Origin of the sequence: Rhizobium grahamii, from assembly GCF_009498215.1 — a bacterium.
GTDB classification, from domain to species: domain Bacteria; phylum Pseudomonadota; class Alphaproteobacteria; order Rhizobiales; family Rhizobiaceae; genus Rhizobium; species Rhizobium grahamii_A.
Genome location: NZ_CP043498.1, coordinates 25798 through 41791 on the forward strand (window position 1 = coordinate 25798; position 15994 = coordinate 41791).

Consider the following 15994-nt stretch of genomic DNA (forward strand, 5'->3'; position numbering starts at 1 on the left):
GTTGCCGAAAAAGCACCGCTTGCGGCCAAAAGACGTGAAAACGCCCGCCAGTTTGCACTAGCGGGCGTTTGGTACGCTGATTATGTCAGGCCTTGGTTGCTGGCGCCTTGTTGCGTTCCAGAAGAGCCTTGACCGTATCGTCGTTGATCTTGCCGCTTGGCTCCTGGCCGATCGACTTCTGGAAGCTCTTGATCGCGGCAACCGTCTTTGCACCGAGCTCGCCGTCCGGATGACCAGCGTCGAAGCCATTGTTGTTCAGGATCGCCTGGATGTTGCGGATCGCCCGCTTCATGTCGACGGTCGAAGTCTTGGTTGCCGTGCCGTTCCATTCGTCCGGAACATCGACCGCGTTGGTCTTCGTGTTCAGAGGCTCGGCCTTCCAGAGATCGGCCTTGGCGCGCGCCTTTTCCAGTTGATCCGGCTTCAGGGCGTTGGCTACTTCGTCGCGCTTTTGCGACGCGTCTTTGTCGCCGCCCTTGGCAGCGATCGCGAACCACTTGTACGATTCCGTCAGATCCTGCGCGACCCCGTTGCCGCGGGCGCAGAGAATTGCGAGGTTGAACTGGCTGTCGGTGATGCCGAGGTTGGCAGCCTTGGTGAACCAGTTCGCGGCCTTCGCATAGTCCTGCTGGCCGAGAGCGCCGGAGGCGTAGAGGACGGCCAGATTGTGCATGGCGCTGGCATTGCCCTGATCGGCAGCCTGCTCATAGTACTGCCGGGCCTTGTTGATGTCGCGCTCGACGCCGGTGCCCTTCTCGTAGATGCTGCCCATCCGGTACTCGGCTGGTGCGAAGCCCTTGTCGGCAGAGAGCTGGTACCAGCTCACCGCTTCCTTCGGATCAGCCGTGATGCCGGCGCGGCCGTCGCTGTAGCGCGCGCCGATCTCGAAGAGAGCCAGAGCGTCGCCGCCCTTGGCCGCATCTGCCAGCGACTTTGGCTGGATGGTGTCGGGTATGGCGATGGTCTCTGCTGCCGGAGCCGGGGCCATGGCGGCGGCGGCCGGTGCCGTGTCCTTCGACACGAAGGCGGATGCATCCTGCGGCGTGCCCGAGGGGGCAAGCGTGGTGGCGGCTTCACCGTTCAAAGGTGCGGCGGCGGTCAGATGTTCCGAGGGAATCTGTTCGGGAGCGGTTGCGGGGGCCTGCGCATCAGTCTTCGGTGCTTCCGCTGCGGTGGGGAGAGCAGCCTGGTTCTGATCGGGTGCCGTTTCGCTGTCGACAGGCAACGGCGAGGCTGCGGGCGGTTCGGCGATCGTTGCCACCTCGGCCGACGGAGCAGGCGTGCCGCTCGTCAGGGTGCGCGCAAGCGGAAAGGCCATGATCGCGAGGAGAACAGCGCCGACGGCCAGAAGGATTGGACGGCGGAAGCGGGAAAATGCACCGCCCTTTGCGGCCGCATCCTTGCTCTTGGCCTTCTTCTCGCCCTTGGATCCGGACTTTCCACCGGCATCGACTTCCATGGCGGCGGCCTGTGCCGCACGGCGAGCGGCGGCGATATAGTCGGCGCGCTCGGTTTCGCTTGCTGGCTTCGGATTGGTACGGGCGGCATTCTGGCTGGCGCGTACGCGCTCCAGGATCTTCTTCACATCGGGTGCGCCGGAGCCCGGCTCGAGCGGCTCGTTCGCGGCTTCCGGCGGCATGACGTCAACCGGATCGATCGACGGGGTCGGGTCGATGATTGCGCGCTCGCCGGTCTTCGCCTTCTTGGCGGGCAGCAGGCGTTTTCCGAGGCTGACGAGAAGGCTGCCTTTGCCCGGAACGGCCGCTGCCGCAGGCTTGGTCGCAGCTTCGATGGCGATCGCGCTCGTTTCGGTGGCTGCCATAGCAGGGGCTACGGGTTCGCGGGTAGGCTCGGCTTCCTGGGCGACAGGTGTCGTGCGGGTTCCGAAGACGGCAGGCTTTTCCGGTTCGTCAGCATCGGCTGGCACGAGGGAATAGGGATCGACATGGAAGTCGACATCGGCGGCCGGCATGCGCGCCGCGGGGCGTGCCGTGCGGCTTTCCATGTCGTCAAGCCTGTCGGCGATCTGTACCAGCGTCTCGTGCAGCGCCTGGAAGGTCCGGTGTGTCCGTTCCTCGCCGCTGCGGCTGAGATCCTCTAGATTGCGGAGATCGGCCGCGAGCGCATTGAGAGCAGAGATATCCGCCGGCGCGCCGGCCTGAATGCCGCCGTTGCGGGCATAGGCTTCGACGACGGCTTCGGCAGCCTGGCGCGCAGCCTCGACGATGTACTCGTCGCTTGTCGCCATGTAGTCTTCGATGGCGCCCATCCGGCGGTCGAGGTCGGCGGGGATTTCGGCCTGGCGGGGTTCGCTCATCAGGGCCGAGAGATTGGCGATCTGGTCTTCGAGATTGCGCAGTGCGGTCGCGTCCGTTGCCGGCGCTGCCGTGCTCTCGTTCAGCCGCGCTGCGATATCGCTGAGGCGATCTTCGATCCGGTGGAACGCGCGCTCATCGATAACAGGCTGCACCGGTTGCAGCGGCTGGAATTCCATCTCGTCGATTCGCCGCGCGAGGTAGTCGAGCCGCTGTGCCAGCACGTCGTTGACGGAACCATGCTCGAGCGCATCGATCTTGCGGGAAATATCCGACAGCGCGCCGGTCAGTTCCGGCAGCGGCGATGCCCGCTGGCTCTGCTCGAGAAGGTAGGAGAGATGCTCCAGGCGCTCGTCCAGACGCGAGGTGGACTCCGCATTGGCAAGCTCCTCGACACGCGCCGTCAGTGCTTCCAGCCGGTCGGCCAGATTGTCTGTCGGAGCCGAGCGGCTGGCAACGCTGTGTCCCATGATTTCGATCTGTTCGGCGAGGCCGTTCAGTCGGCCTTCCAGGCGATGCATCATCGCCGGGTCTCCGCTGGCAGCGGTCCGGCTCGATGCGGCGATCGCGCGGCTGATCTCGTCGAGACGGCTGTCGACCGCTGCAAACTGGTCCGACATCGAGCGGTCGTACGGCTGGATCATGTTCGCAAACTGCTCCATGGCCGTGGCAATGGAAATAAGCTTGTCTTCGAGCGCGCGCACCGCCGGGCTCTCGCCCATGCCGCTAATGTTGCGCTTGATATCGTCGAGACGGTAGGCGAGAGCGACGAGCTCTTCCTGCAGGCCCGCCGTGTCGACGGATTGCAGGTGTGTCTCGAAGCCGTCCCAGCGGTCTTCGATGTGACGGATCGAATCTTCGCGTGCAAGCCCGTCCATCAGAGAACGCAGCTCTTCGAACTCACCGCGCAGGTTCTGCGCATCGGGTGCGCTCGATCGGCGCGTCAGCTGGTCGATGCTTTCGGCAAGCCGGCCCATGTCCGCACGGATGTCATCGGCGAAATGCCGGTCGGTGGCACTTGCCTTGATTTCCTTGAGTTCGCCGCGCAGTGCGTTCATTTCGCGGGTCACGCCTTCGGAAATGTCACGCTTCAGATCCTGGCGCAGATTGACCAGCGCCTGGGCAATCTCGGTCATCGTATCTTCAGCGCTTGGGCGGCTGGGGGCAGGGGCGGCAGCCTGCGGCATTGCCGGGCGCGGAGCCGGAGCGGTAGTACGCTCGGGTGCAGGCGCGTAGCTGCGTGCCGGTTCGCGGGCATAGGTTTGCGGTTCGCGATTGGGGTAGGACAGAGGCTCGCGAACGGCCGGCCGCTCGCGGCTTGCTTCCAGCATACGCTGGCGCTGGCGAATTTCGGCGATCGGGTCGGGCCGTGGCTCGGCTGCCGCGTAAGGTGCGCGCGGCGCGTAGGTCGGCGCTTCGCGGGCGGGTGCCGCGGGGCGTGGGGCCTGGTCGCGCACGCTGTTGCCGATCAAGCCCTCGATGCGGGCCTCAAGCCCCTCGATGGTGCGGTTCAGCGCATCAAGCGACGCCCTGTCGGAATGCCGTGTGGTTTGTGATCGCGATCCGTTCATCTTCTTGCTCGCTTCGACTGTTCGAACCCTCGTCAGGGTCGATCATTGGCTTTTCCGTCAGCGGCCGCATCGAAATGCGAACCAGAGCACTATTCATGAGGAGGTAATCAATTAGGCTTTCCTCAACCTGTACGGCTTAGCGGCATTCAAGAAACGCGAGACTTGAAAAAACGAATGCAGATAGCCAATGCTCAAACGGCACCTTTCACGAAACGTGGTAAACAACCCGTTAACCGGCGTGAGATTTTTTTAACGTTTGTGACTTCGTGCGCGATTTTTGCACGCTGGGCGAGCCAGCGCCTAGATGCGACGCGCCTTGATCGTGTTCATCACGAAGCTCGTCTCGATCGTGTCGACGCACTTCAGCTTGGCGATCTTCTCCTTGATGAAGCGCTCATACTGATCGAGCCCCGCGCTCATGACTTTCAGGACATAGTCGCGGGTACCGGTAACGAGATGGCATTCGAGCACCTCGTCCCACTCCAGAACGGCATTCTCGAACATGCGGATCTCGTCTTCGTGCTGACGGCTGAGGCGCACCGACGCAAGCGCCGTCATCGTCCAGCCTTCGACGGCGGGGTCGACAAGTGTGGTGTAGCCTTGGATGATTTCGGTCTCCTCGAGACGGCGCAAACGTCTCAGGCAGGCGGAAGCCGAGAGGCCGACACGTTCGGCAAGTTCGTTGTTGGGCAGCCTCGCATCGCTTGTCAGCTCCCTCAGAATCTTCCGGTCCATGTCATCAGCAATTTTCTGCGCCATATATCTGCTTTTTCCGCATCCGATTGCTTCATGAAGGAGAAGCGCGCGTGAAATAGCAAGGATAGGTCGAAGACTTTGATATAATTTGTCAGAACAAGACGCCATTGACGCAGGAGATCACCATGACCGCCCCGCATCCCTCCAAGACGCATATCGGCAACCATGCTCTGCACCCCGAAACGCAGATGCTGAACTATGGCTACGATCCCGAGCTTTCGGAGGGCGCGGTGAAACCGCCGGTCTTCCTGACGTCAACCTTCGTATTCAAGTCTGCCGAAGATGGCCGTGATTTCTTCGATTACGTTTCCGGCCGTCGCGAGCCGCCGGCCGGCACGGGCGCAGGCCTCGTCTATTCCCGCTTCAATCACCCGAACAGCGAGATCGTCGAGGACCGGCTGGCCGTCTATGAACGCACGGAGAGCTGCGCGCTGTTTTCGTCCGGCATGTCGGCAATCGCCACGACCCTGCTTGCCTTCGTTCGCCCGGGCGACGCCGTGTTGCACTCGCAGCCGCTTTACGGCGGTACCGAGACGCTGCTGGCGAAGACCTTTCTGAACCTTGGCGTCGCCGCAGTCGGTTTTGCCGATGGCGTCAGCGAAGCCTCCGTGCTGGCGGCAGCCGAGGAGGCAATGGGTAAGGGCCGCGTTTCCGTCATCCTGATCGAAACGCCCGCCAACCCGACCAACAGCCTTGTCGACGTTGCGCTGATCGGCCGCGTTGCCGACGTCATTGCCGAGCGTCAGCGCCATCGGCCGATCATCGCCTGTGACAACACCTTGCTCGGCCCGGTCTTCCAGCGCCCGATCGAACATGGCGCCGATATCTCGCTCTATTCATTGACGAAATATGTCGGTGGCCATTCCGACTTGATCGCCGGCGCAGCACTCGGCCCAAAGGCTGTGATGAAGCAGGTGAAGGCTCTGCGCGGCGCGATCGGAACGCAGCTTGATCCGCATTCGTGCTGGATGTTGGGACGCTCGCTGGAAACGCTGCAGATCCGCATGGAGCGGGCAAACAGCAACGCTCAGGCAGTGGCGGATTTCCTGCGCGACCATCCCAAGGTCGAGAAGATCCATTACCTGCCGTATCACAAGCCGGATTCGCCGCTTGGCCGGACGTTTGCGGCGCAATGCACGGGCGCCGGATCGACCTTTTCGTTCGATATCGCGGGTGGCCAGCCAGCCTCCTTCCGCTTCCTGAACGCCCTGCAGATCTTCAAACTGGCCGTCAGCCTCGGGGGCACGGAATCGCTGGCAAGCCATCCCGCCACCATGACGCATTCGGGCGTGCCGGCTGACGTCCGTCAGCGGATTGGCGTTCTGGAGTCGACCATCCGGCTGTCGATCGGCATCGAGCATCCAGATGATCTCGTTGCCGATCTTGCGCAGGCTCTGGACGCCGCCTGAGGGCGGCGGCTGTTATGCAGCCGCCGTTTCGCGGACGTCGTCGAGCAGGAAATGAAGGACGACGTACTTCGTCGTGTAATGCCGTCCGCTGTCGGAGACGCGCTCCTCGCCGCCGCCGTCGGCCGGATGCCAGCGATGATAGTGCGGATTTGTCGTGATCAGCGTGATCGCTTCGCCCAGATGCTTGCCGCTGAGCCGGTAACGCATTTCCGCCAGGGGCCAGATGCGTTCGTAGTCCTCGGTCGGGATGCGCACCTTGAGCGCCTTGCGGCTGACAGCCTCGCTGCGCGAGCCGTCATCGTGAACCACCGCGGGCAGATCGATGGTCACCTCTTCCGCACCGTCGAGAATGGAGTTGAACTCTTCAGGCCACGTCCGTCTCATGAAATCGCTCCTCCTAAGCTTTTTCGTCGGTTAGCCAGCAAAATCTAGCGTGGATTACGCACGATGCAAATCCGGAGATCGATCATTCAGTGATGATTTTCGTATCGTATTGAAAAATATATATAAATCGTTTCTCGTTGTCGAGTTGAAGTTCTGCGATGGCTTGGACAATGCCGCTTTCGAGCGATGGCAATTTTGACTATTGCTGCCAGTTGACGGCGACGTATGTGCCCGTGGGCTTGTCGTCACGGCCGTAGGTGACGGTGGCGCCGAGCGTGATCGACATCGCGTTGATCAGGCGAGTACCGAGCCCGGTGCCTTTCGGCCCGTTTGTGCTATCATAGCCGATGCCGTCGTCTTCCACTGACAGCGTGGCATTGCCGTTTTGGGTCTGGAGCTTGATGCGAACTTCGCCGCTACCACCGGGGTAGGCGTATTTCATCGCGTTGGTGACCAGTTCGATCAGGATGACACCAAGTGCCACTGCCTTGTCGGCGGTGGTGGAGAGCCGACACAGATCGGTCGACAGAGTCGTCCCCCGGGCAGCGGCATTCGTGCCCTGCAGTTCCGCGAGCAGCGGGCCGAGATAGACGTCCAGCTGCACCTCGCCGACATTCTCAGAGGTGTAAAGGCTGCGGTGCACGCCGGCGATCGCGGTGATGCGGTTCTGAGTCTCGTTAAGCGCCGTCTTTGTCTCCTCGCTGTCGGCAATCTGCATCTGCATGCGGATCATCGCCGAAACCAGCGACAGGCTGTTGGCGATGCGGTGGTTCATTTCCGCCAGCAGCAATTCCGCCCGTTCCTTGGCGAGAATGAGCTGCCGGTCGGCTTCTTCCTTCTCCCGGCGGAGCCGTGCATTTTCCAGCGCCTGTTCGAGCGCGCTGGTGAGGAGGGGGAAGAAGTCGTCGGTCGCTGTCTTGACCACGTAATCTGCCGCGCCACCCTTCAGCGCCCGGATCGCCACATCCGCATCGCTCGATCCGGTGACGTAGAGCACCGGCGTCATCTTGCCCCGTTCGGCAATCGCCTCGAGGAAGTTCAGGCCGGTCTGGTTCTCGAAGTAGTGGTCGAGAACCACGGCTTCGAATTCCTCCGCCGCAAAAAGTTCAAGGCCGGTTTCGATCGAGGGGGCATGAATGACTTCGAAGTCGCTGCGCGCAAGAACCCGCGTGGCGAGGCGGGCGAGGGCTGGATCATCATCAACGTAAAGGATGCGCACAGATTTTGGCTACTCTTTATGGGACCTGAATAACGGAGAAGAAAAGGCCGAGGTTGCGGATGGCGTTGGAGAAACCATCGTAGTCAACAGGCTTGGTGATATAGACGTTGGCGCCGAGATCATAGCACTTCTGGATTTCCCGCTCGTCGTCGGTCGTTGTCAGCACGACGACAGGCAGGCGGCGTGTATGCTCGTTGCTCTTGATCTTCTCCAGAATATCGATACCCGACATGTCAGGCAGATTGAGGTCGAGCAGCACGAGGAGATACCGATCCTTGCTGACGACACCATCACGGTTCGGGCCGAGGATATAGTCGAGCGCGCTCTTGCCGAGAGTGAAGGGCACGATTTCGTTGTGCACGCCGGCGCGGCGCACGTTCTTTTCGATGAGACGGGCATGCCCCTCGTCATCCTCGATCATCACAATCGTGACTTCCTGACCCGTGGCTTTCATGGTTCCATACTCCGGACAATTTTCGTGAGGTCGGATGGCAGCGTCAGAATGAAGGTACTGCCTTGGCCGAGTTCGGATTCGACCGTAATGTCTCCGCCCAAATTTCGTATTAACGAGCGCACATGTGCAAGGCCTATACCTTCACCGCGCTGATCCTGCTCTCCGGCCCGGCGAAACAGCTCGAACACGCGTTCGAGGTCCTGAGGCCCGATGCCACGGCCGTTGTCCTTGAAGTCGATCCGCACGCGGCCCGGTCCATCAGGACGAGCATCGACCTCGAGCGCCAGAGGCCGGCCCTGCATCTGGTACTTCACAGCGTTATCCAAAAGATTGCCGAAAATCTGTTCAAGCGAGAAACGATCGGTGACAACAGGGCTCGTGCGGACGCGAATGTCCACGCTGCCGCCGGATTCCGACAGTTGGTGATGAACGTTGGCGGCTGCAGTCTCCAGCAGAGACTTCAGATCGATCCGATCCGGCTGCAGCTTCCTGCGCCCGTCGCGGGAGATCTTCAGGATGGCGTTGATCAGCGAATCCATCTTCCGCGTGGAGGAGCGAATGAAACCGAGCGCCTCGGGCAGGTCCTCTTCGACCGCCAGCCGTGCTTCCCGGATTTGCTCTTCCGTGGGTGTTTTGTCGTCGGCGAGAATGTATGTCGAAACCGACTTCATCGCCGTGTCGAGTTCGCTGAGGAAACCCATGATGTTGACAAGCGGTGCGCGCAGGTCGTGCGTGACGATGTAGGCGAAACGCTGGATTTCCTGATTGGCGCGGATGACTTCCTCCGTGCGTTCGCGAACGCGCGATTCAAGGCCGACGTTGAGGAATTCGACTTCATCGGTCGCCGTCTGCAGGTCGCGCACGTGCTGGACGATGATCAGGATTGCGCCGCCGAGCACAATCAGGATGGCGATCGCGCCGCCGACGGTCACCCATTGCAGATTGCTGGCGGCCGAGAGCTGGGCCTGCACGAGCACCCGCAACCGGTCGTCGGTTTGCTCAAGGTAACCGCCGATGATCGAGCGCACCTTGTCCATGTATTCTCGGCCGGCATCGTCGCGTACGATGGCGATCGCGTCGGTAAGCTTGCCTTCCTTTGCAAGCGCAACGGTGGTCGAGAGCTCGTGCAGCTTGCCTTCAATGGCGGTGTTCAGCGCATCGAGTTGCGACGCGTAGCCAGGTAGCGGCGAAAGGTTGTCAACCAAAGCCTTCCTGCGTTCGGGCAGATCCTTCAGAGCCTTGTCGTATGGCGCGAGATAGCTGAGGTCGTTCGATAGCAGATAGCCGCGCTGGCCGGTTTCGGCGTCCTGCACTGTTGTCAGGAGACCCACGATCGAGCTGCGAACACGGCGCAGCGAGGCCGTCTCCTCGGAGTAATTGTTGTTGGCGCGTACGAGCCAGATGGATGAGCCGACAATGCCGAGGAGAATAAGCACTCCAATGGCAAGCATGATCAGACTGGAACGATAGAAGGCGGCTGTGGAAGTCATCAGGCGTCCGCAATTTCGGTGGGTGCTTACTTCTATACACCGGCATTCGATAAAGATAGCGCCCTTATAGTATGTCATTTTAACAATATGTCCCGCGGCGGCAGGCGCCGCTACGGGAGTGTTGTCTCTTCAACCGTAGGCCTCCGTCAGCTTGGCGATGTCGAGCTTGACCATCGTCATCATCACTTCCGTGACGCGCTTTGCGCGCTCCAGATCCCGACTGGCGATCATGTCGGACAGCACCCGCGGCACGATCTGCCAGCAGAGGCCCCATCGGTCCCGAAGCCAGCCGCATTGCTCCTCCACGCCGCCATTCTGCAGGAAGGCGCTCCATATCCCGTCGATCTCGTCCTGCGTTTCGCATTCGACCGAGATCGAGAAGGCGTGATTGAAGGCATCGAGAGGTCCGGCCTGCATCGCCACGAAATCCTGGTGTCCGAGGTTGAACTCGACGACGATGACGCTGCCCAGAGGGCCGCTCGGCGTTTCGACCGGAAGCACGGTTGTACGTCCCACCGACGAATTCGGAATTGTAGCCACATAGAATTCGACGGCTTGCTTTACATCTTTTTCGAACCACAGGTTCGACGTGACCTTGAGCATGATTTGTCCTCCTCGTTGCTCTTCGGCGAAATGTCCGAACAGCACAAGGACGGTATGGCGCGGCTCGATCCGACAGTGCGGCGGATCATTTCTGCAAATTCGGATGCATCAAACATTTGACGTTTACGCAAACGTCAATATTTTGTAAGAGACTCTCATATGCCGGTCTCGTCCGGCGTGCCGAATTGGAGGAATTCGAACGATGCCAGTCTACAAGGCCCCGGTTAACGACACGCTCTTCGTGCTGAACGACGTGCTCGGCCTGGAACGCTACAACAATCTCCCGGGGTTTGCGGACGCCACGCCTGACATGATCGAGGCGATTTTGAGCGAGGCTGCGAAGGTCGCCGAGGAAGCGCTCTTCCCGCTCAACTATTCCGGTGATCAGCAAGGTTGCGTGCGCCACGAAGACGGATCGGTTTCCGTGCCTGACGGTTTCAAGGGCGGCTACGACGCCTATTGCCAGGGCGGGTGGATCGGGCTTGCCGTTCCCGAGGAATTCGGCGGACAGGGCCTCCCTTACGCACTGCATGCGGCTGTCGGCGAATATACCTCCGCTGCCAACATGTCGCTGATGATGTATCCCGGGCTCACCCAGGGTGCGATCGCGGCGATCCTCGTTCATGGCTCGGACGAGCAGAAGCACACCTATCTGCCGAAGATGGTCTCCGGCGAATGGTCCGGCACGATGAACCTCACCGAGCCGCATTGCGGCACCGATCTCGGCCTGCTGCGTACAAAGGCGGTGCCGCAGGCAGACGGCAGCTACAAACTATCAGGCCAGAAGATCTTCATTTCCGCCGGCGAGCACGACATGACGGACAATATCGTCCATCTGGTGCTGGCGCGCATCGAGGGCGCCCCCGAGGGCACCAAGGGCATTTCGCTGTTCATCGTGCCGAAGTTTATGGTCACGGCCGACGGCGCGGTCGGAGAGCGCAACCAGGTCTCCTGCGGTGCGATCGAGCACAAGATGGGCATTCACGGCAACGCCACCTGCGTCATGAACTATGACGCGGCAACCGGCTTCCTCATTGGCGCCGAGAACAAGGGCCTCAGCGCCATGTTCGTGATGATGAACGAGGCGCGTCTCAGCGTCGGCCTGCAGGGACTGGCAATCTCCGAAATCGCCTACCAGAACGCCGTCAACTATGCCCGCGAGCGCATCCAGGGCCGCTCGCTCTCAGGCCCGAAGGCACCGGAGAAAAAGGCCGACCCGATCATCGTGCATCCGGATATCCGCCGTTCGCTGATGACGATCCGCGCCTTCAACGAAGCCGGTCGCGCCTTCCTGCTCTGGACGGCGTTGAAATCCGACATCGCCCACCGTTCGGCGGACGAGAAGGAGCGACAGACGGCCGACGACATCCTCGGCCTCGTCACCCCGATCCTCAAGGGCGTGCTGACCGACAAGGGCTTCGACCATGCCGTCATGGCCCAGCAGGTCTTCGGTGGCCACGGCTACATCGAAGAGCACGGCATGAGCCAGTATGTGCGCGATGCGCGCATCGCCATGATCTACGAGGGTGCCAACGGTATTCAGGCGCTCGATCTCGTCGGCCGCAAGCTCGGCCAGAACGGCGGCCGCGCCGTCATGGCGCTGTTCAAGGAAATCGGCGATTTCTGCGAGGAGAACCGCAACGACGAACAGATGACCTTCTTCACCAAGAACCTGAAGAAGGGCTTGAACGACGTGCAGGCGGCGACCATGTGGTTCATGCAGCACGCGATGGCGAAACCCGACAATGCCGGCGCCGGCTCGACTGACTACATGCACCTCTTCGGTCTCGTCGTGCTCGGCTACATGTGGGCGAAGATGGCCAAGGCTGCGAACGATGGCCTTGCCGCTGGAGAAACCGATCGCGAAACATTCCTGCGCAACAAGCTGATCACCGGCCGCTTCTTCATGGAGCGGATCATGCCGGAAACGGCGCTGCGCAAGGCCCGGATCGAAACCGGCGCGGAAACGATGATGACCTTGGCCGCCGAGGCCTTTTGAGTTCAACGGCGCCCGCGCCGATAGGGAGATAGAGGAATGACCGAGGTTTTCATTTACGACCACGTGCGCACGCCACGCGGTCGCGGCAAGAAGGACGGCTCGCTGCACGAGGTACCGTCGGTACGCCTTGCGGCCAAGACGCTGGAGGCGATCCGCGACCGCAACGGGCTTGATACGGCCACTGTCGACGACATCGTCATGGGCTGCGTCGATCCTGTCATGGAAGCCGGCGCGGTCATCCCGCGCGGGGCGGCCTTCGAGGCAGGCTATTCGACCAAGGCACCCGGCATGCAGATTTCCCGCTTCTGCGCCTCCGGTCTCGACGCGGTGAATTTCGGCGCGGCGAAGATCGCCCAGGGCGCCGACGACATCGTCATCGCAGGCGGCGTCGAGTCGATGTCGCGCGTCGGTCTCGGCATGTCCGGCGGCGCCTGGTTCATGGACCCGTCGGTGAACTTCCCGGCCTATTTCATGCCGCAGGGCGTCTCCGCCGACCTGATCGCCACCAAGTATGGCTTCTCGCGCGACGACGTCGACGCCTATGCGGTCGAGAGTCAGAAGCGCGCTGCGAATGCCTGGGAGAAGGGGTACTTCAAGAACTCGGTCATCCCAGTCAAGGACCAGAACGGCCTTGTTATCCTTGCCCATGACGAGCACATGCGTCCGGGCACCGACATGCAGGCGCTGGCAGCGCTGAACCCCTCCTTCCAGATGCCGGGCGAGATGGGCGGCTTCGAAGCCGTCGCGATCCAGGCGCATCCCGAGGTCGAGCGCCTCAACTACGTCCACCATGCCGGCAACTCCTCGGGCATCGTCGATGGCGCGGCCGCCGTGCTGCTCGGCTCCAAGGCCGGCGGCGAGAGCATGGGCATCAAGCCCCGCGGCCGCATCAAAGCCTTCGCCAATATCGGCTCCGACCCGGCACTGATGCTGACCGGCCCGGTCGATGTCACCGAAAAGCTTCTGAAGCGCACGGGCATGACGCTTGCCGACATCGACCTCTTCGAGCTCAACGAAGCCTTCGCGGCCGTCGTGCTGCGCTTCATGCAGGCCTTCGAGGTCCCGCACGACCAGATCAACGTCAACGGCGGCGCGATCGCCATGGGCCACCCGCTCGGCGCCACCGGCGCGATGATCCTCGGCACCGTGCTGGACGAGCTGGAGCGCCGCGACCTCAACACCGCGCTCGTCACGCTCTGCATCGGCGCCGGCATGGGCACGGCGACCATCATCGAACGCGTCTGAGGGAGCGTGAGATGCCGATCGACCGTGACGTCTACGAAAATGAACGTAACGAGATCGAACGGCAGTTCGCACAGCACAATCTTGAGAAGGACATGGCGCAGGCTGCCCGCAAAGGACCACCGATCTTGTCGAAGCGGGATGCCGCACGAAGCCGGGTCGCCGGTTGGATCGCGTTGGCCGTACCGATCGGTCTGATCGCCACCCTTTGCTACCTTCTAGGCGCCTTCTGACAGTTTGGGAAATTCAGGGAAGAGGAATCCCACAATGACCACCTACAAGAACTTCATCGTCGAAACCGACGCGGACGGCATCGCCCTTGTCACCTGGGACATGCCCGGCAAATCCATGAACGTCTTCACCGAAGAGGTGATGGACGAGCTCGACGCCATTGTCGATGCCGTGGTTGCCGATAGCGCCACCAAGGGCGCGGTCATCACCTCGGGCAAGTCGAGCTTCTCCGGCGGTGCGGACCTGTCGATGATCAAGTCGATGTTCTCGCTCTACCAGCATGAGAAGGAAACCAACCCCGATGGCGCGGCGCAGAAGCTGTTCGATCTCGTCGGTCGCATGACGGGCCTGTTCCGCAAGATCGAAACATCAGGCAAGCCCTGGGTCTCAGCGATCAACGGCACCTGCATGGGCGGCGCCTTCGAAATGTCGCTTGCCTGCCACGGCCGCGTCGCCTCGAATGCCAAGTCGGTGAAGATCGCGCTGCCCGAGGTCAAGGTCGGCATCTTCCCGGGCGCCGGCGGCACGCAGCGCATCTCGAGGCTTGCCGACGCCCAGTCGGCTCTGCAGATGATGACGACGGGACAGTCGCTGACAGCGGCGCGCGCCAAGGCGATGAACCTCCTGCATCAGGTGGTCGAGCCGGACCAGCTGATCCCGGCGGCCAAGCAGATGATCAAGGACGGCCTCAAGCCAGTCGCCCCTTGGGACGAGAAGGGCTTCAAGGCGCCCGGCGGCGGCATCTGGACGCCTGCGGCAGCGCAGCTCTGGCCGGCAGCCCCCGCGATCCTGCGCCGCGAAACGGCAGGCAACTACCCGGCCGCCCTTGCCATCCTCAAATGCGTCTATGAAGGCCTGCAGGTGCCGTTCGACACCGGCCTCAAGATCGAGCAGCGCTATTTCACCGAGATCCTGCAGACCAACGAAGCCTTCTCGATGATCCGTTCGCTCTTCATCTCCATGCAGGAGCTCGGCAAAGGGGCCCGCCGCCCCGCCGGGATCCCGAAAACGGAGTTGAAGAAAGTGGGCGTCGTCGGCGCCGGTTTCATGGGAGCCTCGATCGCCTATGTGACCGCCGCCGCCGGCATCCCCGTCACCCTCATTGACCGCGACATCGAAGCGGCGACCAAGGGCAAGGGTGTTGGTGAAGGCCTGGTGAAGGACTTGATCGGTAAGGGTCGCCTTACGCAGGACGAAGGTGCGGCGCTGCTGTCGCGCATCCTCCCGTCCGCCGACTATTCTGACCTCAAGGATGCCGATCTCGTCATCGAAGCGGTGTTCGAAGACCGTGAGGTCAAGAAGGCCGTGATCGAGGCGGTTGAAGCCGTATTGCCTGAAGGGGCCATCTTCGCCTCAAACACATCGACCCTGCCGATCACGGGCCTTGCCAGGAACTCCAAGCGGCCCGCCGATTTTGTCGGCGTGCACTTCTTCTCGCCGGTCGAGAAGATGATGCTGACGGAGGTCATTCTTGGCAAGGAGACCGGCGACAAGGCGCTCGCCGTCGCACTCGATTACGTCGCCGCGATCAAGAAGACGCCGATTGTCGTCAACGACACACGCGGCTTCTTCGTCAATCGCTGCGTCTTCCGCTACATCCACGAAGCCTACGACATGCTGATCGAGGGCGTCCCGCCTGCGATGATCGAGAATGCCGCCAAGATGGCGGGCATGCCCGTCGGGCCGCTGTCGCTGAACGACGAAGTGGCGATCGATCTCAGCCAGAAGATCCTGAAGGCCACTGTCGCCGATCTCGGCGAGGCCGCCGTCGATCCCAAGCATATGGCGCTGATCAACAAGATGGTCGACGAACTCGACCGCCGCGGCCGCAAGAACGGCAAGGGCTTCTACGACTATCCGGCGAAACCGGCGAAGAAGTCGCTTTGGCCCGAGCTGAAGACCTTCTACCCGCAGAAGAAGGCTGATGAAGTCGATATCGAAGTGCTGAAGCAGCGCTTCCTCGTCACCATCGCGCTGGAGGCGGCCCGCACCATCGAGGAGGGCATCGTCACCGATCCGCGCGAGGCCGATGTCGGCTCCATCCTCGGCTTCGGCTTCGCCCCTTACACCGGCGGCGTGCTCAGCTACATCGACGGCATGGGCGTGAAGACCTTCGTGGACCTCTGCGAGAAGCTTGCCGCAACCTACGGCGCACACTTCAAGCCGACGGCACTGCTGAAGGACATGGCGGCGAAGGGCGAGACTTTCTACGGCCGCTTCGATCCCTATGCGAAGGAGAAGGCGGCGGCGTGAGCCGCCTTCCTCGACGCGATACCTGGGCCACGGCTATGCCGTGGCGCCTCTCCTGCAGGACAGAGGGC

Annotated in this window: 12 protein-coding genes; 5 read left to right on the top strand and 7 right to left on the bottom strand. The window is 61.8% G+C overall.

The features are described from left to right. Window positions 1–85: 85 nt before the first annotated feature. Both FZ934_RS00145 and FZ934_RS00150 read right to left on the bottom strand, forming a co-directional pair. Window positions 86–3886 carry a peptidoglycan-binding protein gene (locus FZ934_RS00145; protein ID WP_153269405.1) on the bottom strand — a complete coding sequence of 1267 codons (3801 nt, stop codon included), beginning with the start codon at window positions 3884–3886 and terminating at the stop codon, window positions 86–88. 300 nt (window positions 3887–4186) lie between these two features. Then, window positions 4187–4645 (bottom strand): Lrp/AsnC family transcriptional regulator, encoded by a 459-nt coding sequence (locus tag FZ934_RS00150; RefSeq protein WP_113364301.1) that lies wholly within the window; start codon window positions 4643–4645, stop codon window positions 4187–4189. 122 nt (window positions 4646–4767) lie between these two features. On the opposite strand from FZ934_RS00150, the gene FZ934_RS00155 reads away from it, so the two are divergent. Next, window positions 4768–6051, top strand: a complete 1284-nt coding sequence (locus FZ934_RS00155; RefSeq protein WP_153269406.1) for a cystathionine gamma-synthase family protein — start codon at window positions 4768–4770, stop codon at window positions 6049–6051. 12 nt (window positions 6052–6063) lie between these two features. On the opposite strand, the gene FZ934_RS00160 is transcribed toward FZ934_RS00155, so the two are convergent. The 5 genes from FZ934_RS00160 to FZ934_RS00180 all read right to left on the bottom strand — a co-directional run bounded on the left by FZ934_RS00160 (window position 6064) and on the right by FZ934_RS00180 (window position 10201). Continuing rightward, on the bottom strand, window positions 6064–6435 hold the full coding sequence (locus tag FZ934_RS00160) for a hypothetical protein (protein ID WP_153269407.1): 372 nt from the start codon (window positions 6433–6435) through the stop codon (window positions 6064–6066). A 199-nt stretch (window positions 6436–6634) separates the two neighbouring features. Beyond that, on the bottom strand, window positions 6635–7654 hold the full coding sequence (locus tag FZ934_RS00165; RefSeq protein WP_153269408.1) for a sensor histidine kinase: 1020 nt from the start codon (window positions 7652–7654) through the stop codon (window positions 6635–6637). 16 nt (window positions 7655–7670) lie between these two features. Beyond that, window positions 7671–8108: a response regulator gene (locus tag FZ934_RS00170; RefSeq protein WP_153269409.1), complete on the bottom strand. Its 438-nt coding sequence runs from the start codon at window positions 8106–8108 to the stop codon at window positions 7671–7673. After that, entirely contained in the window at window positions 8105–9598 is a 1494-nt protein-coding gene (locus FZ934_RS00175; RefSeq protein ID WP_153269410.1) for a sensor histidine kinase, read from the bottom strand. Before FZ934_RS00175 ends, FZ934_RS00170 begins: the two co-directional genes overlap by 4 nt. Before the next feature lie 129 nt (window positions 9599–9727). After that, window positions 9728–10201, bottom strand: a complete 474-nt coding sequence (locus tag FZ934_RS00180) for a VOC family protein (RefSeq protein WP_153269411.1) — start codon at window positions 10199–10201, stop codon at window positions 9728–9730. A gap of 202 nt (window positions 10202–10403) precedes the next feature. Between FZ934_RS00180 and FZ934_RS00185 the strand changes: the two genes are divergently transcribed. The 4 genes from FZ934_RS00185 to FZ934_RS00200 are packed head-to-tail and all read left to right on the top strand — an operon-like array spanning window position 10404 to window position 15926. Beyond that, on the top strand, window positions 10404–12200 hold the full coding sequence (locus FZ934_RS00185; protein WP_153269412.1) for an acyl-CoA dehydrogenase C-terminal domain-containing protein: 1797 nt from the start codon (window positions 10404–10406) through the stop codon (window positions 12198–12200). Between the two features lie 36 nt (window positions 12201–12236). Next, window positions 12237–13445: an acetyl-CoA C-acetyltransferase gene (locus FZ934_RS00190; RefSeq protein WP_153269413.1), complete on the top strand. Its 1209-nt coding sequence runs from the start codon at window positions 12237–12239 to the stop codon at window positions 13443–13445. Window positions 13446–13456: 11 nt separating this feature from the next. Then, window positions 13457–13675 carry a hypothetical protein gene (locus tag FZ934_RS00195; RefSeq protein ID WP_153269414.1) on the top strand — a complete coding sequence of 73 codons (219 nt, stop codon included), beginning with the start codon at window positions 13457–13459 and terminating at the stop codon, window positions 13673–13675. Between the two features lie 34 nt (window positions 13676–13709). After that, window positions 13710–15926 (top strand): 3-hydroxyacyl-CoA dehydrogenase NAD-binding domain-containing protein, encoded by a 2217-nt coding sequence (locus FZ934_RS00200; RefSeq protein ID WP_153269415.1) that lies wholly within the window; start codon window positions 13710–13712, stop codon window positions 15924–15926. Window positions 15927–15994: the final 68 nt, after the last annotated feature.

Bases quoted from the DNA above. Each gene is read 5' to 3' on its own strand.
- FZ934_RS00145 (WP_153269405.1), bottom strand. From the start codon at position 3,886: ATGAACGGATCGCGATCACAAACCACACGGCATTCCGACAGGGCGTCG.
- FZ934_RS00150 (WP_113364301.1), bottom strand. From the start codon at position 4,645: ATGGCGCAGAAAATTGCTGATGACATGGACCGGAAGATTCTGAGGGAG.
- FZ934_RS00155 (WP_153269406.1), top strand. From the start codon at position 4,768: ATGACCGCCCCGCATCCCTCCAAGACGCATATCGGCAACCATGCTCTG.
- FZ934_RS00160 (WP_153269407.1), bottom strand. From the start codon at position 6,435: ATGAGACGGACGTGGCCTGAAGAGTTCAACTCCATTCTCGACGGTGCG.
- FZ934_RS00170 (WP_153269409.1), bottom strand. From the start codon at position 8,108: ATGAAAGCCACGGGTCAGGAAGTCACGATTGTGATGATCGAGGATGAC.
- FZ934_RS00175 (WP_153269410.1), bottom strand. From the start codon at position 9,598: ATGACTTCCACAGCCGCCTTCTATCGTTCCAGTCTGATCATGCTTGCC.
- FZ934_RS00180 (WP_153269411.1), bottom strand. From the start codon at position 10,201: ATGCTCAAGGTCACGTCGAACCTGTGGTTCGAAAAAGATGTAAAGCAA.
- FZ934_RS00185 (WP_153269412.1), top strand. From the start codon at position 10,404: ATGCCAGTCTACAAGGCCCCGGTTAACGACACGCTCTTCGTGCTGAAC.
- FZ934_RS00190 (WP_153269413.1), top strand. From the start codon at position 12,237: ATGACCGAGGTTTTCATTTACGACCACGTGCGCACGCCACGCGGTCGC.
- FZ934_RS00195 (WP_153269414.1), top strand. From the start codon at position 13,457: ATGCCGATCGACCGTGACGTCTACGAAAATGAACGTAACGAGATCGAA.
- FZ934_RS00200 (WP_153269415.1), top strand. From the start codon at position 13,710: ATGACCACCTACAAGAACTTCATCGTCGAAACCGACGCGGACGGCATC.